Origin of the sequence: Nostoc sp., from assembly GCF_036917975.1 — a bacterium.
In the GTDB taxonomy this organism is placed as follows: Bacteria; Cyanobacteriota; Cyanobacteriia; order Cyanobacteriales; family Nostocaceae; genus Nostoc.
In genome coordinates, this window is sequence record NZ_JBALEJ010000042.1 from 68,324 (window position 1) to 95,077 (window position 26,754).

At 39.2% G+C, this 26,754-nt stretch carries 21 protein-coding genes; 13 read left to right on the forward strand and 8 right to left on the reverse strand.

Annotated features, from left to right (window positions below):
- The first annotated feature begins 9 nt into the window (after window positions 1–9).
- Window positions 10–222: a hypothetical protein gene (locus tag V7K76_RS18660; protein ID WP_334779907.1), complete on the forward strand. Its 213-nt coding sequence runs from the start codon at window positions 10–12 to the stop codon at window positions 220–222.
- A gap of 348 nt (window positions 223–570) precedes the next feature.
- Here the strand turns inward: V7K76_RS18660 and V7K76_RS18665 are convergent, their stop codons facing one another.
- Together V7K76_RS18665 and lepB are read right to left on the reverse strand one after the other, a co-directional pair.
- Complete coding sequence (locus V7K76_RS18665; RefSeq protein WP_334779905.1) at window positions 571–1,365, reverse strand: MOSC domain-containing protein; 795 nt, start codon at window positions 1,363–1,365, stop codon at window positions 571–573.
- A gap of 114 nt (window positions 1,366–1,479) precedes the next feature.
- Entirely contained in the window at window positions 1,480–2,121 is a 642-nt protein-coding gene (gene lepB, locus V7K76_RS18670) for a signal peptidase I (protein WP_334779904.1), read from the reverse strand.
- 402 nt (window positions 2,122–2,523) lie between these two features.
- Between lepB and V7K76_RS18675 the strand changes: the two genes are divergently transcribed.
- The gene (locus tag V7K76_RS18675) at window positions 2,524–3,843 is read left to right on the forward strand and encodes a dihydroorotase (protein WP_334779903.1); all 1,320 of its coding nucleotides are present in this window, start codon (window positions 2,524–2,526) and stop codon (window positions 3,841–3,843) included.
- Window positions 3,844–4,326: 483 nt separating this feature from the next.
- Window positions 4,327–5,502: a patatin-like phospholipase family protein gene (locus V7K76_RS18680; RefSeq protein ID WP_334779902.1), complete on the forward strand. Its 1,176-nt coding sequence runs from the start codon at window positions 4,327–4,329 to the stop codon at window positions 5,500–5,502.
- Window positions 5,503–6,669: 1,167 nt separating this feature from the next.
- Here V7K76_RS18680 and tsaE read toward each other — a convergent pair.
- Both tsaE and V7K76_RS18690 read right to left on the reverse strand, forming a co-directional pair.
- Window positions 6,670–7,125 carry a tRNA (adenosine(37)-N6)-threonylcarbamoyltransferase complex ATPase subunit type 1 TsaE gene (tsaE, locus tag V7K76_RS18685; RefSeq protein WP_334779901.1) on the reverse strand — a complete coding sequence of 152 codons (456 nt, stop codon included), beginning with the start codon at window positions 7,123–7,125 and terminating at the stop codon, window positions 6,670–6,672.
- A 14-nt stretch (window positions 7,126–7,139) separates the two neighbouring features.
- Entirely contained in the window at window positions 7,140–8,552 is a 1,413-nt protein-coding gene (locus tag V7K76_RS18690; RefSeq protein ID WP_334951950.1) for a gluconeogenesis factor YvcK family protein, read from the reverse strand.
- Window positions 8,553–8,967: 415 nt separating this feature from the next.
- Between V7K76_RS18690 and ruvC the strand changes: the two genes are divergently transcribed.
- From ruvC to V7K76_RS18705, 3 genes are all read left to right on the forward strand, one after another.
- A complete protein-coding gene (ruvC, locus tag V7K76_RS18695) occupies window positions 8,968–9,459 on the forward strand; it encodes a crossover junction endodeoxyribonuclease RuvC (protein WP_292852093.1) in 492 nt (163 codons plus the stop codon).
- Window positions 9,460–9,583: 124 nt separating this feature from the next.
- On the forward strand, window positions 9,584–9,808 hold the full coding sequence (locus V7K76_RS18700; RefSeq protein WP_334779899.1) for a hypothetical protein: 225 nt from the start codon (window positions 9,584–9,586) through the stop codon (window positions 9,806–9,808).
- Window positions 9,809–10,122: 314 nt separating this feature from the next.
- Window positions 10,123–10,728, forward strand: coding sequence for a hypothetical protein (locus V7K76_RS18705; RefSeq protein ID WP_334779898.1), 606 nt, complete (start codon window positions 10,123–10,125; stop codon window positions 10,726–10,728).
- 136 nt (window positions 10,729–10,864) lie between these two features.
- Here V7K76_RS18705 and V7K76_RS18710 read toward each other — a convergent pair whose 3' ends face one another.
- A complete protein-coding gene (locus V7K76_RS18710) occupies window positions 10,865–11,131 on the reverse strand; it encodes a hypothetical protein (RefSeq protein ID WP_334779897.1) in 267 nt (88 codons plus the stop codon).
- Between the two features lie 449 nt (window positions 11,132–11,580).
- Between V7K76_RS18710 and gvpA the strand changes: the two genes are divergently transcribed.
- Together gvpA and V7K76_RS18720 are read left to right on the forward strand one after the other, a co-directional pair.
- Window positions 11,581–11,796 carry a gas vesicle structural protein GvpA gene (gene gvpA / locus V7K76_RS18715; protein WP_015080752.1) on the forward strand — a complete coding sequence of 72 codons (216 nt, stop codon included), beginning with the start codon at window positions 11,581–11,583 and terminating at the stop codon, window positions 11,794–11,796.
- Between the two features lie 1,133 nt (window positions 11,797–12,929).
- The gene (locus V7K76_RS18720; protein WP_334779896.1) at window positions 12,930–13,175 is read left to right on the forward strand and encodes a hypothetical protein; all 246 of its coding nucleotides are present in this window, start codon (window positions 12,930–12,932) and stop codon (window positions 13,173–13,175) included.
- A 567-nt stretch (window positions 13,176–13,742) separates the two neighbouring features.
- Here V7K76_RS18720 and V7K76_RS18725 read toward each other — a convergent pair.
- Window positions 13,743–14,993 carry an RNA-guided endonuclease InsQ/TnpB family protein gene (locus V7K76_RS18725; protein WP_334779895.1) on the reverse strand — a complete coding sequence of 417 codons (1,251 nt, stop codon included), beginning with the start codon at window positions 14,991–14,993 and terminating at the stop codon, window positions 13,743–13,745.
- A gap of 786 nt (window positions 14,994–15,779) precedes the next feature.
- Here V7K76_RS18725 and V7K76_RS18730 point away from each other — a divergent pair.
- Window positions 15,780–15,917, forward strand: a complete 138-nt coding sequence (locus V7K76_RS18730; protein ID WP_442936205.1) for a hypothetical protein — start codon at window positions 15,780–15,782, stop codon at window positions 15,915–15,917.
- 45 nt (window positions 15,918–15,962) lie between these two features.
- Here V7K76_RS18730 and galE read toward each other — a convergent pair whose 3' ends face one another.
- Both galE and V7K76_RS18740 read right to left on the reverse strand, forming a co-directional pair.
- The gene (gene galE / locus V7K76_RS18735; RefSeq protein ID WP_334779894.1) at window positions 15,963–16,973 is read right to left on the reverse strand and encodes a UDP-glucose 4-epimerase GalE; all 1,011 of its coding nucleotides are present in this window, start codon (window positions 16,971–16,973) and stop codon (window positions 15,963–15,965) included.
- Window positions 16,970–18,376 carry a sugar transferase gene (locus V7K76_RS18740; protein WP_335029924.1) on the reverse strand — a complete coding sequence of 469 codons (1,407 nt, stop codon included), beginning with the start codon at window positions 18,374–18,376 and terminating at the stop codon, window positions 16,970–16,972. Before V7K76_RS18740 ends, galE begins: the two co-directional genes overlap by 4 nt.
- A gap of 1,543 nt (window positions 18,377–19,919) precedes the next feature.
- Between V7K76_RS18740 and V7K76_RS18745 the strand changes: the two genes are divergently transcribed.
- From V7K76_RS18745 to V7K76_RS18765, 4 genes are all read left to right on the forward strand, one after another.
- Window positions 19,920–22,115, forward strand: coding sequence for a GumC family protein (locus V7K76_RS18745; RefSeq protein ID WP_335029926.1), 2,196 nt, complete (start codon window positions 19,920–19,922; stop codon window positions 22,113–22,115).
- A gap of 1,018 nt (window positions 22,116–23,133) precedes the next feature.
- Window positions 23,134–24,459 carry a flippase gene (locus tag V7K76_RS18750; protein WP_335029927.1) on the forward strand — a complete coding sequence of 442 codons (1,326 nt, stop codon included), beginning with the start codon at window positions 23,134–23,136 and terminating at the stop codon, window positions 24,457–24,459.
- Between the two features lie 36 nt (window positions 24,460–24,495).
- A complete protein-coding gene (locus V7K76_RS18755) occupies window positions 24,496–25,194 on the forward strand; it encodes a class I SAM-dependent methyltransferase (RefSeq protein ID WP_335029928.1) in 699 nt (232 codons plus the stop codon).
- Between the two features lie 223 nt (window positions 25,195–25,417).
- Complete coding sequence (locus V7K76_RS18765; RefSeq protein ID WP_335029929.1) at window positions 25,418–26,749, forward strand: hypothetical protein; 1,332 nt, start codon at window positions 25,418–25,420, stop codon at window positions 26,747–26,749.
- Window positions 26,750–26,754 lie beyond the last annotated feature (5 nt).

Genomic DNA, 26,754 nt, shown 5'->3' on the forward strand with positions numbered 1-26,754 from the left:
AATGTGTGAATGGCACTAAGAAAAGCTATAAGCTTTGCTCTAACTGGTTCCCAGCCTCCAGGCTGGGAACCCATTCTCGGAGGCTCCGCCTCCAGTGGGCTGACCAGAGGCAGCAGCCTCTTGGAATACATTCCCAGTCTTCAGACTGGGAACGAGGTGACACAAGCCTTTCGCCTTTTCTTAGTGCCATTCGGCAATGTGTCAACAGATGTTCTCAGATGAACTGAGATTTAACCGATTCCAGTATGCCATTCTAAAATTCAGGTCGCCATTAGCACGCAATCCTAAATTGAATTTTTAATTGCTGATGTCTTGATTTTCCGGTATCAAAACCTCTGGGCTTGTGCAAAAACTTATCTTTTACTACAACAATTTTAAAATTGTCATGCAAATACACAGTAAAAACAAAAAAATCCAAAAAAATTTACTAAACCTCGTCTAACTTGAGAACTGTAGTTTTTTACCAAAATTTTGCGATTGCTTCCTACGTTGCAATGACACAACAAAATAATTCAAAACTCCAGGTTTCAACATGGACGAGGTTTATGTATTTTCTATTTTTAAGAGATGTTAACTTTGTTGTGGAAGTATGTCAACCTCATCGCCAATTTGTAAAATTTTTCCGGCTGACGACGGGGGTAATTGGGTGTTGACACTCAAGCTGTAAAAGTGCTTAAAAGGCGTTGGAGAAACCCAATTTGGCAGAGTTGCTTGTCGTTGGGTTGCAAAGATTTTTTGAAAGTTTGGGTAAGCTTCCCCTAAGAACGAATCGCGTGTTGGGACTATACAACGCTGACATGGGTTAACCCCAAAAAAGTGTACATCTCCCACTCGAAAGGAGACTAAATCACCTGGTTCACGAAATAGCTGATCTTCCCAAAATGCTGGTACACCACTAATTTCGATATTGACACGCATCCGACGGCGCATTTCATCTACACTTAAACCGGGAAACCAAGAAGCGACTTCTGTCAACGTTGCCGTACTAATTACCGTTGGCCCAAGTGAGTTTTTATCATCAGGAAAACCCATCAGAGAGTTTTGTCCCAATGTGACAGAAAACTCAAAAAAATCACTCAAAGTTGCTTCTAATGCTTGCCGTTCTTCATCCAGATGAAAAGTTTGTTGCGAGTCGCCACCTGGAATTTGCAACGAGATAGTTCTATCTAATAGTGCAAATTGTGCCCTTAGTAAAAGAATTTTAGGATGACGCTTACCATTGACAAATCTACCCTGTTCGTCAAGAATGGCAAACTCTCGGTCATACTGTAGTGCCCCACTAGCAAGAACTCTAGCGTTCTCAACTTCAACACCATCTAATGACTTAACTGGGTATAATAAAACTTTTGCTAGGTAAGGTGTCATAGCAATTTTGGATTTTAGGTCACATTTTTGTTAAGCTTCCAGCGCAATTTTGATTTTGGATTATAGATTGGTGTCAGAATTCTGAATTCTGACTTCTGAATTCTGACTTCTGAATTATGGATAGATTGGCGATTTATCGATTCCACCAATATGATTTAGAGGCCAGAAACGAACTACAGCACGTCCAATAATATTCTGGCGGGGGACAAGACCCCAACAACGGCCGTCGTAACTACTGTTACGATTATCACCTAGTACTAAATATGAATCAGCTGGTATGGTCTGGGGTTTTGCTAAAAAAGGCGGCTGTTGCCCTGATTGGCAAACATCAATAACTGTAGTCTGCCCAGCACTGAGGTAATTGCCTTCTGGGAGGGGTTTGTTGTTGATATAAACTTTGCCATCCTTAAGTTGTATTTTTTCTCCAGGTAGGCCAATTATACGTTTAATAAAAGCATCTTGATATTGTTCTTTTTGTAGCTCTTTTGTGGGTGAAAATACTACTATGTCGCCCCGTTGCGGGTCAGAAAATTTATACTTCAACTTATCGACAATAATTTTGTCTGCTTCCCACTGGTTTGGTGTACCATGCAGAGTCGGTTCCATTGATCCAGAAGGAATCCAGCGTGCTTCCGCAACAAAGGTACGAATTCCCAGAGCTAGAACAATGCTCAATACAATTGTTCTACCTAGCTCTGCGATCCAGGAATTATCAGGTTGTTGACTAGAGTTGTTATCAGACACTTGATTATGCATGAAATTACTTAATTTAACGAAAGATGTAGGTAATTAACTCGCCTAGTGAGACTTTATCTGTTAATCTTAACGGGAAATTTTTAATTTCCTAGTCATATTTGCATCTTGACTACCAATTTTAGATTCTGAAGGAGGCAGGGGGCAGGGAGCGGGGGGCAGGAGATTTGAATTTAGATGAGGCTTCTAGATGAGACGCTCTCGTGTTCAACCCTATCTAAATCTAATTCCAGCCTACTAAATGGCAGATTTTGTGGTGGAATTAAACCCTTGATGCCTCTCTTGTTAAAAATAAACTTTTTTTTAAAGCGCGGCAAAAATTTGTTATTGCGATCGCGAATAAGTTTAACCTAAAAGCATAGTTCTCTGTAATACGTAGCCTCCTGTCTAAACTTGGTTAACACTATGTCATCTCCAAAAAGTTTACTAATTCGCCGCGCTCGCATCATCTTACCTAATGGTGAACTGATGGTTGGGGATGTGTTGACGCGCGATCGCCAAATAGTCGAAGTTGCGCCAGAAATATCCCAAACAGCACTAGTCACTGAAGTTGACGCAGAAGGCTTAACTTTGTTGCCAGGAGTTATCGATCCGCAGGTACATTTCCGGGAACCTGGACTAGAACACAAGGAAGATTTATTCACTGCCAGTTGTGCCTGTGCGAAAGGGGGAGTTACAACATTTTTGGAAATGCCCAATACGCGCCCTCTAACAACCACACAGCAGGCTTTAGACGACAAGCTAGAACGTGCCTCACAGAAGTCTTTAGTTAATTATGGCTTTTTTATTGGGGCAACAGCAGAGAATCTACCAGATTTGCTTTTAGCAAAGCCAACACCGGGAATTAAGATTTTCATGGGGTCGATGCATGGTCAGTTGCTAATTGATGGTGAAACAACATTAGAGGCAATATTTGCGAAAGGCGATCGCTTGATTGCTGTTCATGCCGAAGACCAAGCTAGAATTAACCAACGCCGCCAAGAATTTGCCAACATTCACGATCCAGCCGTTCACTCGCAAATTCAAGACGATCAAGCGGCGTTGCTGGCAACCCAACTCGCATTAAAACTTTCTCAAAAATATCAACGTCGGCTGCATATTCTCCATCTGTCAACGGCGCTGGAAGCAGATTTGCTGCGTCAGGAGAAACCAAGCTGGGTGACAGCAGAGGTAACACCACAACATTTGTTGTTGAATACTAGCGCTTATGAGGAGATTGGTACATTAGCACAAATGAATCCACCTTTGCGATCGCCCCACGATAACGAAGTTCTCTGGCAAGCTTTGCGCGATGGCGTGATTGATTTCATCGCCACAGATCACGCACCGCACACCTTAGAAGAAAAAGCTCAAGAATACCCTAATAGTCCTTCAGGAATGCCTGGGGTAGAAACTTCCCTCGCTTTGATGTTAACTGCGGCGATGCAAGGAAAGTGTACTGTAGCCCAAGTTGTGAACTGGATGTCTAAAGCTGTAGCTGTGGCTTATGGTATTCCTAATAAGGGAGCGATCGCACCTGGTTATGATGCCGATTTAGTACTTGTAGATTTAAACACATATCGTCCAGTGCGGCGCGAAGAACTTTTAACCAAATGCCATTGGAGTCCTTTTGAAGGTTGGAACCTTACCGGCTGGGCTAAAACCACCATTGTCGGCGGTGAAATAGTTTATGACAAAGGCCAGGTAAATACGCAAGTGCGGGGTCAAGCTTTAACTTTCTTATAGCAAATATTTATTTAAGCTTACGTAGTACACAAATAATTTTACATCAAAGTCATACTTAAACTGGCAAGATTTTCATCTATCCAGAGTCAAGACTAAACCAATGCGGTTTGGTTAAAACCAAAAGGCGAAAATCCTTGTTTTTCCTCCTTTACCCTTTTAACCAAAGGGTATTGACTTGTCCCTGTATCAAAAATTGCAACTTGAAACCCTGAATTTATTTATAAGTGTTTCAAGTCAAATCTTCAATAATTACTCTCTTTCCACTATTTTAAGATTACCTATTTTTCTTTCCCCTGCTTGGCGTCCAACTCTTACGAGACGCTGCGCGTTGGCGGTTCGTAAAAAAGCTTAGGTATTTTTTCAGTCGGATAGAAGTAAACAAAATGAGATTGTCTTGCAATTAATCTCATTTAATCCAGGTAATGTATCCCCTAGAAACTATGCCCGGAAACATAACCATAGAAATAATCAAGGAGAATTGCTATGTCCTTCAGAATTTTGACTTTAGACGGCGGTGGTGTTCGTGGAATCGTTGCAGCACGAATTCTTCAACAAGTAGAACAAGAAATTAGAAATCAGGGTAAAGGAGAGTTTTTACACGAATATTTTGACCTGATTGCTGGCACTTCTACTGGTTCAATACTAACAGGAGGAATTGCTGTCGGTAAGACGAGTGATGAACTAATTCAAATCTATAGAGATCGGAGTAAAGATATATTTCCACCGGATAGAAAAGAGCGCTATAAAAACTTTCCGTCTATCATCAGATCAATTCTTGAGGTCTTTTCAGCATCGAAATATTCTCATGATGGAATTACTAACGTCCTCAAAGATGCATATAATTATAAAAGAATCAAGGATATTGAAAAACCCATCATTTTGATTCTTGCTTACGATACCCTATATCGCAACACAACCTTTTTTACAAATTGTCATCCCGACTTAGGAGATCGATGGTACGATGACTGTTATTTATGGGAAATATGTACCGCTTCTGCATCAGCACCCACTTTTTTTCCACCATATAAATTAGAACCTGTAGATAAACAAAAATTTGGTGATTGGGAATTCCCACACATTGACGGAGGAGTTTCTGCTAATAACCCTTCTCTGGCCGCTTTGAGTCTAGTTATGAGGGTAAGTCAGTCTTCAGTCCCTCGAAGAATCAAGGAACAATATAAACTGGATAATCTGCGATTGGAAGATATTTCTATCCTTTCTATTGGCACTGGTCAAACTGGTGAACCATATCAATATGAGCAAATAAAAAACTGGAGAGGTTTAGACTGGGTAAAAAATCTTACTAACATCTTTATGGAACCTACATCTGAGATTGGTAGTACGATTTGCCGACAAATTATGGGTGGATATGATTCTAAACGTTACTTACGTCTTCAGTTTGATTTAAATGAGACATTTAAACCTAAGCCAGAAGAGACTTATAGAGATCCTCGCATTGTATTACCTCCAGAAGATCGAACAAACCGATTTACAGGAGAAAAAGTAACTGAAGAAATAGATAATACTAATTCCGAGATTCTTCAGCAGTTAATAGATACTACCTCTGCATTCATTGATCGAGGTCTTACGTATTATACCAGAGATGACTCTGGTTCTCCGGTCAAAAAGGCGATCGCCTCTTTCATTAGAGATAACTAGTACTTTGTCAAGCTGGTTTTGAGGTTTCGTAGTAAAGTCATTACTACAAACTTGTTGAGCATCAATAATTTCAACTTGACAGACTACAGTGCATCCACGTAGGTATATTAATCTCAACTAATTTAGGAAAAAACATCTCGTATTTATACATAAATTATCGTATAAATACGAGATGTTTTAGTTAATATTTTCTTGATATCAGTGCTAATTACAGATGTGAAGATAAGAATTTATTGCTAGTTATAAGTATTATAAATAATTTAAAAAATTAAAAATTAGTCTCTTTTATGTATAGATTGTGAACTTAACTTGGGAATACTAAGTATAAGGAAATTTAAGCGATGTATACAGAACTTGATTATTGTTTAATTTTTCTCTACTAGATTTCGTTACTAAATGAATTCAGATTGCTTCTTTGAATGACAGTCAGGAACTAATCTGGTTCAACAAAACTGACTAAATTCTGTAAAAACTCTCATTTACCCCAACAACAGTTTATTTACGCTTGCTTGATTCATACACCCATCTAAATCAGTTTTTAACTGCTTATTACAGCAATAAAGCTATTAGATGCCAAATCCTGAATATATATTCCGTTCAGTTAAGAATCCTGTAGGTTCAATACTATTCGGATAAGATACTTCAGCCTAGATTGACTCCCTTTTTAAGGTTATGAAGGGAAAAGTAGTCTCCCTTTTAAAAGAGAGCTAGTGCGTTACAAACTTTTCCAAACTTATAGTTACTGGCGTCAGTTTTGCTGACTGCCAATTTTCGATTGAAGAAAAGTCAATTTGAGATTTTTTAGTTGAGATAACAATGTTAGTAACTTACAGTGGTGAACGTGGTAGTGGCAGATAGGAGGAGTGTAAATTTCACTCTCGACTATTTGCAGAAATTTTTTATAAGAAGAATTGAGAATTCAGGAGTCAGAATTCAGAATGTGCTATGCCCCACTGCGCTAACAGAATTCAGTATTAATTCTGTACGAGTGGGTAATGAATATTGGTTCAAAGCGAGTGGAATGGTCGGCAAAACTAGTATTAAATATTCTCGCCTTAAAACTCTATCCCTTTATGGGTAGAGTATTCTGAATTCTGTATTCTGACTCCTGGCTTATTTTGCGATCAAAAAAAGTGAAATTCCTCATATTGGAGTCGGGAGATAAGCTTAAATCACAGTAATGACTTTGCTAATATCATAATTGAATGGTACGAGTTCGACTTGACGAGTACCCCCATCTCCATAGGTCAAACTCACACTCAGATAACTATCTGGCTTGTAGGGTAATCGTTCAGCCCATTCAATTGCCACAATTCCTGGTATAAATTCAACACCTTCCCAGTAACTTTCTAAATTCAGGGCTGCAACTTCTTGTGGTTCTAAGCGATATAAATCCAGGTGGTAAAGGGGGAGGCGTCCTTCTGTGTACTCATTAATCAGCGTGAAAGTGGGACTGACAATAGGTTCAACAATTCCCAAACCTTTGCCAATACCTTGAACTAGGGTAGTTTTGCCAGCCCCTAAATCACCTTCTAGTAAAATTACACTGCCAGGGGTTAGGGATTCACCAAGAGTAATACCTAAGCGTAGCGTCGCTTCTGCATCTGCAAGAAAAATTTTCATAATTTAGTCATTAGTCATTGGTCATCTTCCTTAATTTTGAATTTTGAATTTTGAATTCCCCGAACGGGCTGACCTCTACCGTACCACCGCAATAACACTCGTGCTAGTTTCTGTGGATTGTGACGTACAAAACCTGTTTCATCTTCATATAAAACATTAGCTGGAACAATTCTTCGCCCTAGCTGAGTTACAGCTTCTCTATCCAGAAAAACGGGATGGGAGTTTTGTTGGGCGTAACGAATGAGTGATTGCTCTGAGGGGGATTTTTTGTGTATTAGGACAGCATCGAATAGCCGTCTTTCCCCACAAGCAGCATCAATTGCTCTGATATGGTCAGCAACAGTGTAACCTTCAGTTTCTCCTGGTTGAGTCATTATATTGCAGATATAAATACGGGGGGCATCTGTTTGAGCGATCGCATCGGCAATTTCTGGTACTAATAAATTAGGAATCAAACTTGTATAAAGGCTACCTGGGCCAATAATAATGTAATCAGCTTCTTTAAGTGCCTTAATTGCTGCTGGTACCGCCGGAGGATTAGCTGGAATACAGCCAATTTTGACAATTTTACCGCCTGCTTTGGGAATGCTAGACTCCCCATCAATACGGCGGCCATCGGCTAATTCTGCCCAGAGGCGAACATCACTGAGAGTTGCTGGTAGTACTTGTCCTCGCACTGCTAGCACTTTAGAACTAGCTGCAACTGCTTGTTCTAAATCTCCAGTAATATCACTCATAGCCGTTAAAAACAAATTGCCAAAACTGTGACCCGTTAACCCATCTCCAGCCCGAAAACGGTATTGAAACAATTCTGTTAATAACTTCTCTTCATCGGCTAGTGCAGCCAAACAATTGCGAATATCCCCCGGTGGTAGCACTCCAAATTCTTGGCGCAACCGCCCAGAAGATCCGCCATCATCGGCGACAGTGACAATTGCAGTAATATTAGCGCTGTAGGTTTTCAACCCTCTCAACAATGTAGAAAGTCCCGTACCACCACCAATTACCACTATTTTTGGGCCTCGGTACAATCGACGATGAGCCATCAAAACATCAATGAGTTCTTCTCCGCCTTCTGCTCTCAGTACCTTAGTAATTGAGCTTACGGTGCGAGTTTGTCCCCAAAGTACTAACAGCAAGCCACCAAGCAGCACCAAAGGGCCACTGATATAGTTGGGTAAGATGTTAGTGATTACTCCCAAGAAATCCTTAATCAACTCAATCATCAAAAAAATTGGAGTCAGCTTAATCCAGATAGCTAACCCCAAACTTGCCAGCAGTACACCCCCAACACTAATCAACAACCAACGTTTTATCGATAGTCCAGGGGATAACCATTTGAACCACTGGTTAACCCGATAGGAAGTACGAGAGCGCGACTGCTTTTGCAGGGCGTTGAGGGCTTGTCTCAGAAAACCAATTGACATACCTGATTCGGAGCAGTGCTACAAACAATAATTAACAGAAAACGTACACCACTTGGTTTAAAACCATAGGCGTGAAACTATTATATTTGTCAATCCCATTAGACTAAGAATAAGTGGTCAAATAATTTTGGATTTTAGATTTGCAATTTTGGATTGACCCTGACCACAAGGGTACAGGGCTTGGTGATTTGAGATTGACAATTTTGGATTTGTTCCGCTTGACTTCGGGCGGGGCATGAACCGAAATCATCTAAAATCTAAAATCTAAAATAGGTACATCAAGATTGCCAGTATTCCTAGTGAGAGCATTTTTCGGATATTTAGACCACATCTGAGAGACTGAGCAAGAAGTGGTGTAGTTTAATTACTTGAAAAGTACTGTAAAAAATATCCTGGCTTGGTAAAAGTGAATTTAATGGAAAAACGAATTTTAGGATTAGATCCAGGATTGGCAATTTTAGGATTTGGAGCAATTAGCTGCACACAAAATCCCAATAAAATACCAGAGACTACAGTAAATATGCTGGATTTTGGAGTAATTAAAACGTCAGCAGATGTAGAAATGGGACAGCGCCTATGTACCTTATTCGATGACTTACACACCGTAATGGAGGAATTTCAACCAGACTTGGTTGCGATCGAGAAACTATTCTTTTATCGGATGTCAAGTACAATCCTGGTTGCACAAGCGCGGGGTATAGTTATTTTAGTGTTGGGGCAGCGTCGTCTTCCCTACGTAGAGTTTACTCCTGCTCAAATTAAACAAGCTTTAACAGGCTATGGCAATGCCGATAAGTCGGAAGTGCAAGAAGCGGTGGCACGGGAGTTAGATTTAGACGAGATTCCTAAGCCAGATGATGCTGCGGATGCGTTGGCGGTGGCTTTGACGGCTTCGTATCAGTTGTAAGCTAATGTACTTTTAATTTACATAACTAGGGCGGGCAAGATGCCCACCCCACAAGAGTTTTAATTCCAGGTAATATGCGTAGTATCCTGTTGACATTATGTAAGCTTTGTGTTACAAATGTAGTATGAACAGAAAAGCCTCCTCAAAGGCAAAACAAATTCGATTTGAAGGACGTTCTGTTGATCTCCCAGAGACACAACTAGGAATTGCAGCAGGGATGAATGATGTAGCAGTGAAAGAGCGGGTTGCTCGCCATTTAGATGTGAATAGCGATCGCCTTTCTGCTTATATAATCGATCGCCGCCCCAGTGGTGATTTGATTATCCGCCCTGAAGCTGTCTATGGTTAAAGTATTTAGTCTTAAAAAGCTTCTTGAACTTGTACGGAATGATTTAAGACTTAATTCCGCGCCCTAACTTGTAAAGCCTACACACTATCCGGCAACGGATCGCAGGTTCGATTCCTGCCGCTCCCTTTGATGGGAGCGTAGCCAAATTGGTATAGGCAATTGTGAAAACTGCTTTGCTAACTTGTGCGGAATTTCAATTATTTGAATTGTATTTATATATACTTTACTCAATAAAGAGGTGAGTTCAATGATGTTATCTAACTCATGTTTAATCACAACTCAATTAGTACAACTGCATTTAAATAACGTGAGATATGAGCGAACATCGTTTGAGCGAGATAGTGATTGAGCGTCCTCGCGGTGGGATGAGAATTAGCCTCAAAAAGGTGACAGGCTTTAAGAAGCGATTATACAAAATCACCCAGGATGCAATTCAGGATGGATTATTGAATCCCTACCTGATTAAACCAATAAATAAATCCAAGCATCTTTCAGATCATCTTGGCCCCCTGCGTCGGTTTTTGCGATCGCAAGTTGGACAGCTTTGGAATGACGTTTACAGCCAACTGTGTCAACGATTAGACCCCAACACTATGGCCGGACGGCATGTTATCGATCATGTGTGGGACTATGTGGAACGGTATGTAGAAATAATTGATGGTGGTTTTTATAGCAAGCCTTATCGAGGATATCGAAGTCAGCTAGATACAAACCATCGCGATCGCTTCTATATCCATCCTGAAACGGGAATTCTTTGTGCAGCCGAGAAAGTACCTGGAAAGCAGAAGCCAAAGCCGGAACAAACCGATATTGTCATCATTGATAATTATCATCAATACCAGAAGCTAAACGAGATAGTTCAGAATGAGCAACAAAATGCTGATGTAGAGACGCGAGAAATCGCGTCTCTACATCAATAACCCTTAAGTGAACCGTATTGCCTTATCAATGAGGTGGCGTAGAGGGCATTTTATTACTGGTAAGTGCCTTATAAGCCTGCTATTGACTTAATACTTATTATGTATAGCTTAGAGCCTTACAAGCGTGCCATTCGACTCAACCCTTTTGAACTCGGTGTTCAAACTCCTCACGGGTTCCTTCAACTATAACCAGAGAAGATGCATAGATATCTTCATGTTCCTGTTTCAACCAATTTAAAAGACGAGCCATCTGAGCATTTCTTAAATCTAGGTCTGTCTGAAAAATAATTGAAGTTGCCATCACTTGAGCATATTGAAGTGGATGACCTTGATTTACTAAACTAGCAGTTAAGCCTGCTAATGCTTCCTGCCGTATTAGATCAGAAGTAGCTTCTATAGACATGATTTTTGTTCCAAGATAATTGTTGAAAATATCCTATATTATTTACCCAAGGTTTTAGTAACTGTAATCTCACTTAATTTGAAAACGATGGATAAAAATAGCGGTGTATTTACTTAAAATAGGATTTTAAAGTATAGTTATGCATCAAAAAAATATATTTTTTAAATAATTTCAACTCTGACAAAAATCAAAAAAATATACATTAAATATTACAAAACAAACAGAGCTTAATATTAAAACTTACCGTTTAATTTAAGTCCGATATAAAATCAACATAAATTCAACATTAAAGCTCTCAATTGCTGTTGAATAGTCATCTTTCTTAGATTTTTTGTACAAGTAAACTCTTTACATTCCTGAAAACGTATGTTTAATTTGATTCAGTAGAGAGCAAAGGCAAATGCCTAGCTAAATACTAAAAATCAACAATGAGTTAAGGGTCTAAAATCATGGCAGTCGAAAAAACCAATTCTTCTTCAAGCTTGGCAGAAGTTATTGACCGTATCTTGGACAAAGGTATCGTTATAGATGCTTGGGTACGTGTTTCTCTAGTTGGTATTGAATTACTTGCAATCGAAGCTCGGATCGTTATTGCTTCTGTTGAAACCTACTTGAAGTATGCAGAAGCTGTAGGCTTAACACAGTCAGCTGCTGTACCTGCTTAATTATTAAGTAGATACAATCAAATTAGAATTACTCAAACCATTTCTTTGTGAAGTCCTCTGTGGCAAATTTTCTGGATAACTCATATCTCTGTGTTTTTCTTTGCGGTCTTTGCAGTTTTTTTGCAGTTTTTTAGGGACTTGCACCTCAGCATGTCTTCATGGAGACTTGGTAGAAGTGATTTTGATTAGTCTTCTGTTTTTCATCGATTATCTTGATACTTCTCAATCAAGATTAATCAAAAGACATCTCCGAAAAATAATGTAGAGACGTAGCACTGCTACGTCTCTACAAGGGTTCTGGGTAACGCATATTTAATTTCTGGAGATGTCTAAAGGATAAAATGCCAAGAGCAGATATTGTTTGAGCTACATTAGCTGGATATTAATTGTCCAGTTAATGTAGTTTATTTATGATTTTAATAATATTGCGGAGAATCTCAGGCTATATCTGCATCAATTTTGTCAGGATTTGTTTGTGAGCATTTTTGGCACGCACATTTATTTGTTAGTCAACGCTCTGACCAAGGGAGTTAATACCCTTTCTCTAAATTACAGTTCATTCTCCCTTATCCTTGCTGTAGATTTGTAGATTTATCAAACAGAATTCAGGAGTCAGGAGTCAGAATTCAGTATTCTGACTTCTGAATTCTTCTTCAATTTAGAGAATTGGTAATATGTTGGCGAACTAGATTAAATAGTAAAACCCCCTAATCTTGCAGTTAAATAACTGGTCAGAAAAGGGGGCAAATTCAACAATAAGTTTTAGTGTAAAAGTTTAGATATTCTATTCTCTCTATTGATTTAGTGTTACTGAGTTATCAAGTTTTAAAGTTTTTCTTTGATATTGCTTTTTGAAGTTAACAAGCATTAACTTGTGGTTTGGTAATCTATGTAATTAGAATAGCATATCAATTTACCAATTGCAACTTTCTGAGTTTTTTGTCTCGAAAAGCTATTTTTCATCATCGTAATCTATGACTATCGCTACAAATAACAGCAAAAAAGCTGTTTTTTGTTTAATTGCGAATAACTAATGAATCCTAGCCCAACCTCGTAGTTATCTATTTTCGTTGTGAATCTCATTCGTTAGCTCAAAGGTTGTCCATTTACTGAAATTTTAGTTACAAGTTAAAATGAAAAGTCAAATGTGCTGGCATTTGCCACATCCATTTAACCAGAAAATCCTTCACCTGCGTTTGTCTCCTCTAGACCCTTGGCAACCATATACAAGTTTTCCCCAATATTGCTTACCAGATTATGAAATTAAAGGTGGCTCAAAGGGGTATCACACTATGCAAGTTCTTTTAGCTCAAGGTTGGGAGTTAGTACCATCAAACTTTGGTACTTCCTTGTCTGATGACTGGCCGCTTGAAGCCTAGCAATTAAAAGTAAGGCACAGAAAAAGATCCAGAAGCTTTAGCACAAGCAATCTTGACTTTATTATCTAATCCCATCAAAGCCTAAAAAATGGGTCAAGCAGGTTTAGCAGATATACAAATGGGAGCATCCCAAATGTGCAAGTTATATCGAACTCAGGTTACAAATTGTCATTGCGAGCGCAACATAGTGGAGAGAAGCAATCCCATCTCTTGTGATTGCAACTCTTGGAGACGCACTCGCGTTCACTACGCTGTCGCTTCATACCCAACTCTTGGAGAGGCTACGCCAACGGGTTCTCCGAAGGAGTACGCAATGACAAATATGTTCTTGCAAAATTGGGATGCTCCCTATACAAATTCGCTTTCACTAGACATCTCCAGAAATTAAAGATGCGTTACCCAGAACCCTTGTAGAGACGTAGCCCTGCTACGTCTCTACATTCTTTTTCGGAGATGTCTACTGGTGTCACATGACATCTAAGTGGCAGCAAGTATTTGCACACGGCTTGGATAGTGCTGTAACTGTAAAAGCTACTGAAACTCTTGCCTATTGACATCCTCCCACCACTAATTCGGAGTACCGAATATAGTGGGGGATTCCAAAGATCGCTCTTTGGGTTTCCTCTTTCCACGACCCGACTTACTTGGAGGAGTTTCCCCATCCACGCAGAGGTCGATGTCTCCAGAGGCGTTAGTTCCGACGTGACCCGCCGTACTCAATCCTTTTTCTAATATGTTCCGCGCTGCGTTCCAATCCCGATCTTGAATATGCCCACAACGAGGACAAGAATGAGTTCTAGTGCTAAGAGATTTTTTGACAACCTCGCCACAATTAGAGCAATTCTGCGAAGTGTACTGGGGTGGAACGGCAACCGTGACAACACCAAACACTTTACCAAAATACTCAACCCATTCACGAAACAGCGACCACGAAGCATCACTAATCGACTTAGCCAAGCGGTGATTTTTCACCATATTCCGCACCATCAAATCTTCATACGCCACGAGGTCGTTAGACCTCACCACGCACCTTGCCGTCTTAACAGCAAAGTCTTTACGCTGGCGACTTACTTTGAGGTGTTTCCGCGCAAGTTTATTTCTAAACTTAATTCTGTTTTGAGAACCTTTTTTAGTCTTAGACATCCGTCGTTGCAAACGTCTCAAAGACTTTTCGCTTTTGCGAAGATGCCGGGGATTTGCAACTGTCTCCCCATTACTATCGGTGTAGAAGTGGCTCAAGCCAACATCGATACCAATAGTTTTACCAGTTGGTTCTCGTCTTTCAACTCGTTCATGGTCAATACAAAACTGGCAATAATAGCCATCAGCACGACGTACAACCCGCACTCTTTTAAACTGTTTAAGTTGGTAGAAATGCAGGTCACTGGTTCCCCACAGTTTAAATGTTCCTGCTTTAAACCCATCCGAGAAAGTGATATACCTACGGTCGTCAGAAAGTTTCCACCCACTGGTTTTGTACTCAACAGAACCATGCGTCTGGTGCTTCTTAAACTTTGGAAATCCCTTTTTCCCAGGTTTATTTTTTTTGCAGTTATCAAAGAACCGAGCGATTGCAGCCCAAGCTCTTTCAGCGCTCGCTTGCCTTGCCATCGAGTTCAGCTTGGCAGCATAAGGAAAATCAGCTTCCTTGGCAGCAAGCACAGCACAATAAGCGCTCAACTCGTATTTACCAATGCCTTTATTGTCCATCCAGTATCGGACGCAACTGTTACGAACAAAACGAGCGGTACGGATAGCTTCATCCAGCTTTCCGTACTGCTCGTTCGTTCCTTCCAGTTTTGCTTCAAATACCAGCATTTTTACGCTCAACTTAATAGCGTAATCATAACATGGATTTGCGAAAAACTCAACTATTCCCCTTCCCTCACTGACTTTCAGTCAGTTATGGTTGTGGAATGTTGAGTTTAACGCAAACACGATTCATCTCGCCGCCAAATCACAGATTATGGCGGGAGCCTTCTCTCCGATTTAGGTAAAATTTTTCGCTTAATAGAATTAAGTTTTGATAGAACTTGTTTTGCGGCTGTGATGACTACTAGACATCTCCAGAAATTAAATATGTGTTATCCAGAATCCTTGTAGAGACGTAGCAGTGCTACGTCTCTACATTCATTTTCACCAGATGACTACTGAACATTATCTCTGCATTGGCGATCGCCTGACTCATAAGTAAGCGTACAGAATTAATTACAGTCATTGCGACATTGTGTAATTAATTTTTTTATCGAACAGAATTCAGGAGTCAGGAGTCAGAATTCAGCAATGTTTTCTGTGCGACTGGCGGATAGCGCAGCGTAAAGCCTTCTCTACGAGAGGCTCCGCCAACGGCATGGCTTCGCTTAGAGCGAGTCATCGAGCGTCACGAGCGTCGCGTCTGAATAATCGGTGTTTTTGCACCCCCACCAAATTTTCAATTTGGTGGGGCAACAATTCCTGCGCCGGTCTGAATCCCCGACTGATAGCGAAGCGTTAGCGAGTCTTCGAGCGTCTTGATTCTGACTCCTGTTAGCGGTAGCGGGGCGTTTAGCCCATTCTGACTTCTGAATTCTTCTTCAACTACTTACCATGACTGCGGGAGTGAGCATGAAGGCTGTAGCTCTTATTCTGCATAGCTTAGAGCTTTACAAGCGTGCCATTCGGACATGGCGCAAGTTGCATTTAGGCTGTGATGAGGGAAGTGGGGAAATTTTGGCGGCGTTAGTAAGTGTAACAATGATGTAGCTGATTGCGAGGTGCTGCCCGATTTATTGGAACAGATTGATCAGTTTACGCAACCGCAGCTAGTGATTTTAAGATCAAATCTTTCTTCTGCATTTCCCAGGCTAGGGTAGTGTAGACAATTTGATCTAAGTCATTATATTTTGGTTGCCAGCCCAGTAATTTACGGATTTTATCAGCACTAGCTATCACACAAGCAGGATCGCCAGGGCGACGTTCTGTTTCAATGACCGGAAAATCTATCCCAGAAATAGCCTTAACCCGTTCGATAACTTGACGGACACTGTAACCTTGCCCATAACCACAATTGAGAATTTGGCTTTCGTTACCTTGCTGTAGATAAGCCAAAGCATCCAGATGTGCTGTTGCTAGATCTTCAACATGTATATAGTCTCTAATTGCCGTTCCATCGGGTGTTGCAAAATCCGTACCAAAAATTTGTACTCCTATTCTGCGTTTGAGTGCAGCATCACAGGTAGCTCCAATTAAATGAGATACTTTTTTTGACACCTGCCCCAATCGCCCACCAGGTTCGGCTCCGGCAACATTAAAGTATCGTAAAATTACGTAACGGAAATCAGAAGCGTTTGCATAGTCACGAATCAGCCATTCACAAGAAAGTTTTGATCGCCCATAGGGGTTAATCGGTTCAGTTGGTGTAGATTCATTGACAGGACTGGTTTCTGGTTGTCCATAGACAGCTGCTGTACTGGAAAAGATAATTTGCTTCACACCCATGTTGTTGCAACAACGGAGTAAATTCAGGGTGTTGCGAGTATTGTTAGCGTAATAGTCTAAGGGATGAGAAACAGATTCGGGTACATTCAAACTGGCAGCAAAGTGTAACACTGCCGTAAATTGATGCTGACAAAATACCTGGTAGAGAGATTCTGAATCTTTTAAATCACCAATAATTAACTCACCATGCAATACTGCTTGGGGTGAACCTGTAGAACAGTTGTCATACACCACAACATCGTAACCAGCCTCGCCCAATTGACGAACTACATGGGAGCCAATGTATCCTGCTCCACCAGTGACTAAGACTTTTTTATTCATCTGCCTTTACCTAGTAATACTACTCGAATGGTTTTAAAGACGATCGCTAAATCCAAAGCTAGGGAATAATTTTTGATGTAGTAGAGGTCGTAAGCTAATTTCTCGTAAGCATCCTCTACTGATGCACCGTAGGGATACATAACCTGTGCCCAGCCTGTGATTCCGGGTTTGACGACATAACGTAAGTCATAGTAGGGAATTTGTTGTCGCAGCTTGATATCAAATTCTGGCCGTTCTGGACGGGGGCCAATGAGGCTCATTTCTCCCCAGAGAACGTTTAAAAGCTGTGGTAGTTCATCGATTCTAGTCAGGCGTAACCAGCGTCCTACTTTGGTAATCCGAGAGTCTCGTTCGTTCGCCCACTGCGCTCCCCGTTTTTCGGCATCCTGATACATGGAACGGAATTTATAAACTCTAAAGGGCTTTCCTTCCAAACCAGTCCGCATCTGTGTGTACAACACTGGGCCTGAACTATCCAACTTAATTGCTAGTACTGTTAGCAACATTAGTGGAGATAAAAACAGAAATAATGACCATGCCAGAATAATGTCTAATAACCGTTTGAGCTTTTGACTAACGCTGTCAGCCGCTAAATTAAAACCAGCACCAAAAGCCAGCCAGTTATCCTGAAGCAGGAATGAGGGAAGTTTATACCACAAGATTTCACAAATATCAGGAATCCCGTAGATGGGGACACCAGATAAACGTAACTGCATCAGCTGCTGTATTTGTGCATCAGATAATTCCATTGGGGTTGTTACTACTACCCCTGACCAAGATTGTTGACTCCATTGGGATAAGTCATTGAGGCTCCCCACAGAAACTCGATTACTTTTTACTAACTCATTAATGTTCTGCTCTGCTGTTACTAGAACAACTAAGCGCCCTAATGAACTGCGTTCTAGAAAAGTTTTGCCAAATAGAATGGCTTTTTTCCCTGCACCCAAAATGAGCCAACGGCTTTGTTGAGCTTGCGATCGCGCCCAGTTTGCTACCCATATTCTTGATACCATAGTCCAGGTGGTAAATATGCCTAAGCAGGGAAGCAGAATTCCTCGTTTCAAGACCGATTCTTTCCCCCAAGCACCAGTAAGGTAAATGAGAGACGCAATAATGAGGCCAACAACAACATTACTAATCAAAATGCGAGATGGAGCGCGCAATCCTGCTATTTGACTATCTGGATGATAAGTATCTGCTAAATACAGCCCGGCCAGAACGAGGAAAATAAATAAATAAATAAAATGGTCAAAACCATTCAGATATTGACGCGATCGCAACCATAAACAGAGAGACAAAGCCAACAATAAACCTACAATATCGCCTAATAACAGTAATAGAGGGAGGATATTGTGTAACTTCTTGTTTTTTTTGCCAATAGCAATAGCAAGATTAGTAGTCATTTACGTACATTACTAAACATTAGAAAGATTACAGTAGAGCTGACTTTTCACGATATCTGGAAAACCTCACTTCTATTTCTCTCTCCTACAAGGAGCTACCGTGTACATACAAATCAGAGTTACTTTGAGATCCGGGTTTTATCCCCCTTAATCCCCCGATGTATTGGGGAAAAAAGAAATCTAGTTCCCTCCCCTTATAAAGGGGAGGGTTAGGGTGGGGTAATACGATAACTTGTGTGTACACCGTAGCCTACAAGGAGGAGCCACTGCGTTGGGCGGCTATGCCGACTTGAAGCACGTGGCGTCAGAGACTTTTAATTTCCCCCTTCCCGTTTCGGGAAGGGGGCTAGGGGGTTAGGTCAATCGTTAGCTTTTCCACATGACGTGAAAAGTCAGTACAGTAGAGACATAAAAAAATTGGATGCAAGCAATAATTATCCTGAAAGTTTTAGTATCAGATTTCAATAGTTCAAGATAATTTGAAACTCATCAGCAAACTCCAAGACCAGTAATCGAAAATAAAACCCTGGTTTCAACACCTAAAAAAACAAACTTTTGTGAGATTAATCAAAAAAATAGTCTTGTTTGTTTGATTAAGTATTTATGAACCTTTTCCCTTTATTAATAACCCTGATTTTAGCTATCAGCTACGTGGAAATTACCTAACCATTACAATTAATATATTTATTTTGGGATGATAATTAAATTATTTAAACCTATGATTTAAAAGGTTTAAGGGAACTCCAAGAAATAAATTATCCAATATTGTGGGGTGGGCATCTTGCCCGCCCAGTCCATAAGGCGGGCAAGATGCCCACCCCACAAGAGTTAATTGAATATTTTTTTATTTGTCAGTCCCTAAATAATTTTTTCATTCATAAATGTATATTTTGTATATTTTGTATATTTTGTATAGTTTATTGACTCACTTTTGCTGTAGTCAAACGATGCCTGGCTTGGGCTATGCCTACCCTAAGATATTTTTTAATTAAGTCCAAAATTTAGTAATGTTTATGGCAAGTAATCCGTCAAACATAACTAATTACATAAATCAAGTAAAAATACGTAGGTATTTATCAAGAAAGCTTGATAGTGTTTAACCAAAGCGTTATGAATTATCCAGACCCAGTTGCAATCAACGAGAAACAATTTCAGAGAATATTTGGACAAATTGATCCTTAGTTTTCTTCTACTTCCTCACTGTAATATCAGTAAATAATGAGTCAATCAATTTTGGATTTTAGATTTGCGATAGCGTAGCGTAAAGCCTTCGGCATGGCTTCGCTTAGAGCGAGTCCGCGTACTCTTACAGAGAAGCAAGCTACGCGCAGCGTCTCGTAGAGAGCGTCTTTTGGATTGACCCCGACCACGTTAGCGTAGCGGGACGAAGTACGGGTGCGGGGCTTGAAGATTTTAGATTTTTCCACCCACTAGGGGTGGGGCTTGTACCCCAAAAAATCCAAAATCTAAAATCTAAAATCTAAAATAGGTACGTCAACTAAATCCTTAGGAGTGTCTAAACATCTGGAGTATTAACTAAACTATGCCTTCCAATCAAGACGATCAAGACCAGATTAATTTTCAACAGTATTGGCTGACTGTAAAAAAACATTGGTTCCTGATAGCAATCATTGTGGGGTCTGTCTTTGGAGCCACAGTGTTGCTTACTTTTCTTCAAAAACCAATTTATGAAGCCGAGGCTGAACTCCTTTTTAATAAGGAAAGTGGCCTTTCTTCCCTTACAGGTGCAAGTGAACAACTAGGACAACTGGGACAACTCACTGGGCTGACAAATCTCTCTAACCCTTTGGAAACTGAAGCAGAAATCATTCGCTCCAACCCCCTGATTCAAAAAACTATTACTGGGTTGCAACTGAAGGATAAACTGGGACAACCTTTAGAAATAGAGGATTTTCTGCGTAAATTGAAAGTCAAAGCTATCCGAGGGACGGATATTTTACAACTTTCTTACCGTAGTACTAATCCTCAAGAAGCCACAGCTATCATCAATACATTGATGAGTGCTTATATAGCAAACAATGTTCAGGTTAACCGTTCTGAAGCTAGAGCAGCACGGGAATTTTTAAACAAACAATTACCCGTAGTTGAGGCAAAGGTTAAAGAAGGGGAAGCAGCACTGCGTCAGTTTAAAGAAAAATACAAGGTTGTTGCTTTACAAGTAGAAGCTGAAGAAGGCATTAGAAGTCTCAATGAATTATCCGGTCAAATAACCCAACTTCAGGCGCAGTTGGTAGATGCTAGGAGTAGTTCTGGTGCTTTGCAAAATAAATTGGCATTGAACACAAAGCAAGCTATGGCACTTAGCAGCTTAAGTCAATCGAGAGCAGTACAAGAAGTGCTATCAGAATATCAAAAGGTTCAAGACCAGTTAGCTGTGGAGAGGTCACGATTTACCGATGTACACCCAGTTATTACTAGTTTATTAAGTAAAGAACAAGCTCTTAAAAAGCAGCTAGAAGGAAGAGTAACCCAAACTCTGGGTAGTAAGCAGCCTATCCCAGACCAAGATTTACAAATAGGAGAACTCAAGCAGACCCTAACCGCTAATTTGGTGCAAGTGGAAGTACAACGGTTGGGATTGGAGAAGCAACTTGGTGTGTTAATGAAGGCATTTGCATTTTATCAAGCACGTCTGAGAACCTTACCCAAACTAGAACAACTGCAACGACAACGGCAACGACAGCTAGAGGTTGCTCAAATAACCTACGAACAAATGCTCAAACGATTGCAAGAAGTTCAAGTGCTGGAAAATCAGAATGTAGGTAATGCCAGGGTTATTTCTGAAGCTTTACTTCCGAAAAAACCAGTTTCTCCTCGCATAGCCTTAAATTTAGCACTAGGGGGATTTTTAGGATTTTTCTTAGCGATCGCAGCAGCTTTATTGCTAGAAGCTGGAGACAAGTCTGTGAAGACAACAGAAGAAGCTCAACAGTTGTTAGACTATCCTTTATTGGGTACAATTCCGGTTTTTGATCAAAAAGCTAAGTTGGCTCGTGGTGAGAGTTTAACGGAGTTGCCGGTACTGAATAACCCTTATTCATCAGTCAATGCTGCCTTTGAAATGCTCCAGATTAACTTGGGTTTCACTTTTTCTGATAAGCAACTGAAGGTAATTGTGGTTAGCAGTTCTGTGATGAATGAGGGTAAATCTTTTGTAGCAGCTAACTTGGCGATCGCAACTGCCCAAATGGGAAAACGAGTGCTATTGATTGATGCAGATATGCGTCGCCCCCATCAACACGAAATGTGGCAACAACCTAATTTGATGGGATTAAGTAATGTTTTAGTGGGGCAAGCTACCTTAGCAGAAGCTGCCAAGGAAGTGATGATCAATGTAGAATTGCTTAGTTCTGGCATGATACCGCCTAACCCAGCTGCACTATTAGACTCACAACGGATGAATGGGTTATTGCAACAAGCTGCCCAAGATTATGACTGCGTAATTATTGACACTCCACCTTTAAGTATTTTAGCTGATGCGTCGATAATAGGCAAAATGGCAGATGGAATGTTGTTAGTTGCACGTCCTGGTATAGTTAATTCCGCTGCGGCTAAGACTACAAAGGCACTTATTCAGCATTCGCGTGTGCCTGTGTTGGGAATGGTAGTGAATGGTTTAACTACTGGCGATAATTACTACAGTTATCATTACTACCATAGAGATCCTGGAGAGAATAATTCTGGTAGGAATAATAAGATTAAGTCTAACCTTAAGTAGAATCACTGGGTTAAGATTGCTGTAACTGGTTATTATTTTAGTAAGATAAGTGTTATTTCTGAGGTATTCAAGATTTAGGTTGTGTAAAGTTATAAGCGAGAGATGAAGCAATACGGTTCAGCTAAGAGAATATAGCAATCTGATTTTATTTTTGAAAAAATCTAAGTATATCTAAGGTGTATTTCAAAAATCAAATCCTGAACTCTATTAAAAGGTGAAGTTAATAAAGTTGATCTAGATATAGCAATCCTAAATCATTCGTGAAAAATGAGATCCCCGACTTCTCAAAGAAGTCGGGGATCTGGACACCAGTAAAAGATATCACAAGTTTATTAACTTCATGAAATTCTGCTTTATCCGAAAGTTCTAAGTTTACAAAATTAGATTGGGATAAGTCAATTTTTGCAAAAGTCTATAGTTTATGGTTTTTGATATCTGCCTTATGGCACTACTGTAAACAATAGCTACATTTTTACATTGACTCGTTTTATCTATCACCAAGGATATAAAAGTCTTTGATACATCACTAAGAGGATGTCTGAAAAGTTTTTTTGTATACATCTAACCCTTGGAGATCCTCCTAAATCCCCCTTAAAAAGGGGGACTTTAAGACTCTTGTTCCCCCTTTTTTAAGGCTACGGTGTACACACAAGTGGTATCTGAAAGGGTTTCAGGCGTTATAGACCCCTTAAATTGTCATTACGAGCGCAGTGGTAACGGAGCGAAGTAATCACATAATCCCGTGGTTAAAGCGATTGCTTGTCTACGACACGCTGCGCGAACGTCGTTCCTCCTCTCTACGAGACGCTACGCGAACGCAATGACAGGCTTCCAGAGCGATCGCACAATCCTATTGCTAGATGACGAAACCAAGTACTAGGGGGAATTTTAAGACTTGTGTATACACGGTAGCTTTTTTAAGGGGGGGTTAGGGGGGATCAAGAAATATTTGATACTTCTCAGACATCCTCTAAGGCATAGTGAGCTAAATTTAGTCCTATTTGGATAGTTGAGCCAAATGTTAGACAAATATAAAACCCACATTTTATCATCATTTAGTCACAAATTTGGCTCTGAAAAGTTAGCGGTTATTCACAATATAACTTGGCTATTTATTGATCGCATTCTTCGCATGGGTTTTGGGTTAGTTGTGGGTGTTTGGATTGCTCGTTATTTAGGAGTGCAGCAATTTGGTATTTTCAACTATGCCACTGCCTTTGTAGCGCTATTTAATCCCTTGACAAATCTAGGATTAGATAGCTTGGTTATTCGCTCTATCATGCGTAACCCTGAAGCTAAAGACCAAATTTTGGGGACGGCTTTTTGGCTCAAGTTAGGTGGTGGGATAGGATGCGTATTGTTAACAGTTAGCTCTATTTTTGTATTCCGTCAAAATGACCAGTTGACAGTTGGGCTAGTAGCAATTTTGGCAACAGCAGGGATTTTTTCTGCTTTTGACACAATTGATATTTGGTTTCAGTCTCAAGTGCAGTCTAAATATACTGTGGTTGCTAAAAATACCGCATTTATTATCATCGCATTTATGAAAATTGCTTTGATTAAAATGCACGCACCATTACTGGCTTTTGCCTGGGTAGCTTTAGTAGAAGTTGGATTGGGTGCAGCAGGTTTGATACTGGTTTACAAGATTAAAGGTTATTCACTATGGTTATGGCGTTGGAATTTTCCACTTGCTAAGACACTTCTTAAGGAAAGCTGGCCTTTAATGTTTTCTGGTTTGAGTATCATGATTTATATGAGAATCGACCAGATTATGTTGGGGGAAATGGTTGGTGCTAGCGCTGTAGGTCTTTATTCAGCAGCAAGCCGTATTTCTGAAGTTTGGTATTTTATACCAATGGCGATCGCTTCTTCGGTTACTCCATCCATTTTTGCTGCCAAAGAAGTAAGTGAAGAACTCTATTATCAACGAATAGAAAAACTACTTCGAGGGTTGGTATTGATTGCAATTGTAATTGCTTTACCAATGTCATTTATGTCTGAAAGAATAATTACTTTGTTATTTGGTAATGGCTATACCGCAGCAGGATCAATATTAGCAATTCATATCTGGGCTTCTTTATTTGTATTTATGGGGGTTGCTACATCCTCTTGGTTTGTTGCTGAAGGGTTAGCTCATCTTTCTTTACGCAGAACTCTAATCGGTGCAATTACCAATGTTTTGCTAAACCTATTGTTGATTCCTCACTATGCTGGAGTCGGTGCTGCGATCGCTACTGTAATTTCTTATGCATTTGGCTCATTTTTAGCTAATGGGTTCGATCAAAGAACAAGAAAAATATTCATTTTACAGATAACATCGCTTATAAGCTTTCATTCATAAATTACCTGAGTTACGGAGTTATTAAGGAAAAAATCTATGTATATAACCTCGACATCTGAAGCGTATAGTATTTTTAATGATAAATATCAAGTAACCTTAAAAGGTCTTTTACTGTTTGAAATTAAAAGCTTATATGGAAGAAAATTTCTTAATTACAAGCCCAAACTAAAACAGGATGATAAAAATTTATTACATTTAGGCTGTGGTAAAAATAAATTTGATAATTGGGTAAATGCGGATTTTTTTAGTTTATCTATACCAGTTATAAAAAATATAAAAAATAAAATTCCAGATTGGATGCTTGATTTAAGGTTTCCTTTGAACTGTGATGCTAATGTATGGGATGGTGTTTTCACAGAACATACTCTTGAACACTTGTACCCATATCAAAGCATTAAATTACTCGAAGAGTTGAATAGAACAATGAAGCCAGGTGCTTGGCTTAGAGTGACTGTTCCTGATTTGAAAAAATATATCAGCTACTATTGTGGCCAAGAATTACACGAGGAATTTAAACGCTGGGGAACAGGATGTGAGGCAATTAGAACTTTGGCACAAGATTATTTTCATGTGTCTTTATGGGATAGTGGATTACTAAGTAAATGCTTGAATAAATCGGGTTTCATCAATATTCAAGAAGTTTCTTTTATGAAAGGAAATGATATTTCACTTCTCAAAGATAAAGAAGAAAGAAGTTGGGAAACTTTGTATATGGAAGCTCAAAAGCGTATTTAATTTAAGTCGCGTTATCTATCAAGAAAAATATAATTAAGCAGCATGAAAACTCCAGTAGCATTTTTAATATTTAATCGCCCTGATACAACAGCAAAAGTATTTGCAGCTATCCGTCAGGCTAAACCTCCTAAGCTATATCTTATTTGATGTTAATATTATTTGACAATAATTCAAAACTTCAAAAAACTCAACTTAAAAAATAAAAAATAAGTGATCTTAAAAAATGTTTTCAACAGTAGAAATAATTGGCTGTATCAATACTGTAGTTTCTTTGTTATATTGTTACTATTGCTTATTGAGAATTAGAAAAAGTAAAAAAATTCAATTATCTCCTGTTTCAAGTATTTTTATAGTTATTAGTAACGGATTGGCAATACCATTTATACAATATGCAAACCCAGAATATAAATTACCGTATGGAGATGATCTCACCATTACATCATTTATTTCTATGATGATTTTTATAATCATATCTTTTGGTTTTCAAATCATAAGTGACAAATTCAATAAAACTAAAAAAAATAATCAATTTCAGAAATATGAAAAACGAAAATCCATCTTTTATTTTTATTTTGTCTTTATATTAGTTATTTTTGGTTTTTTCAGATTTGTATTTCTGTCAGGTGGAATTTCATTTTTGGGAGTGATTTTAGCAAATTTGAATTCGTCTTCAGCCTACTATTCTAGTCGTCTGGAAACTGGCTCCTTAATTGGCTCTACTACAGGGATGGGTTTAGCCTTTATGGCAAATTCTTTTTTGATTCCTTCTCTACTAGCTGCTATCGTTTATCTAAAAAAGACTACATCTTTAAAAGAAAGTTTGGCTGACTGGGGTTTCATAATTGTTTTAATGACGTTAAATATTGTTTTATCTGCTATTTTTGCTAAAAGGCTGACATTGTTAATATCTTTTTTTCTTCCATTAGCAATACTTTACATTAACAAGAACAAAAAGAATTATGAAAATATTACTAATAAAAATAGCAAAATGAGTTTATTTAAATCATTCAACAAGAATTTTTCTACGCTATTTTTTGTGGTTTTATTACTTGGATTAGCGATTGGAATATTCTCGATAACTAGTGGAGATAGCTTTGCACTATCTTTCTTATCTTTACTTGACAGGATATTTATTATTCCTTGTGGAACGAGCAATTATTACTACGAAATTTTTCCTGCTCGCATACCATTTCAAGGTATTCAAAATATATTAGATTTACCATCTGATATTTCATATTCTGATATTGCAAAACTTAGTACAGGGGACTCTTTTACAGCAAACGCCTGCTTTTTAGCTATTGCATACTCAGGTGCGGGTTTTTTTGGAATTGCTGCTATTTCTATTATATATTCTGTTCTTGTTACATTTCATGATTGGTGGTTAAATCGTGTAGACAAATTACTCGGCATGATTGTTCTAGCAGTCAATATTTATGGAGTATCAGCTTTAGCTAATGTACCATTACTTCCAGCTATAGTAAGCTATGGTTTTTTGAGTTCGACATTAGTTATTAGTCTCATGATCAAGCGAAGTACTTTTTTAAAAATATTTTGATAGGA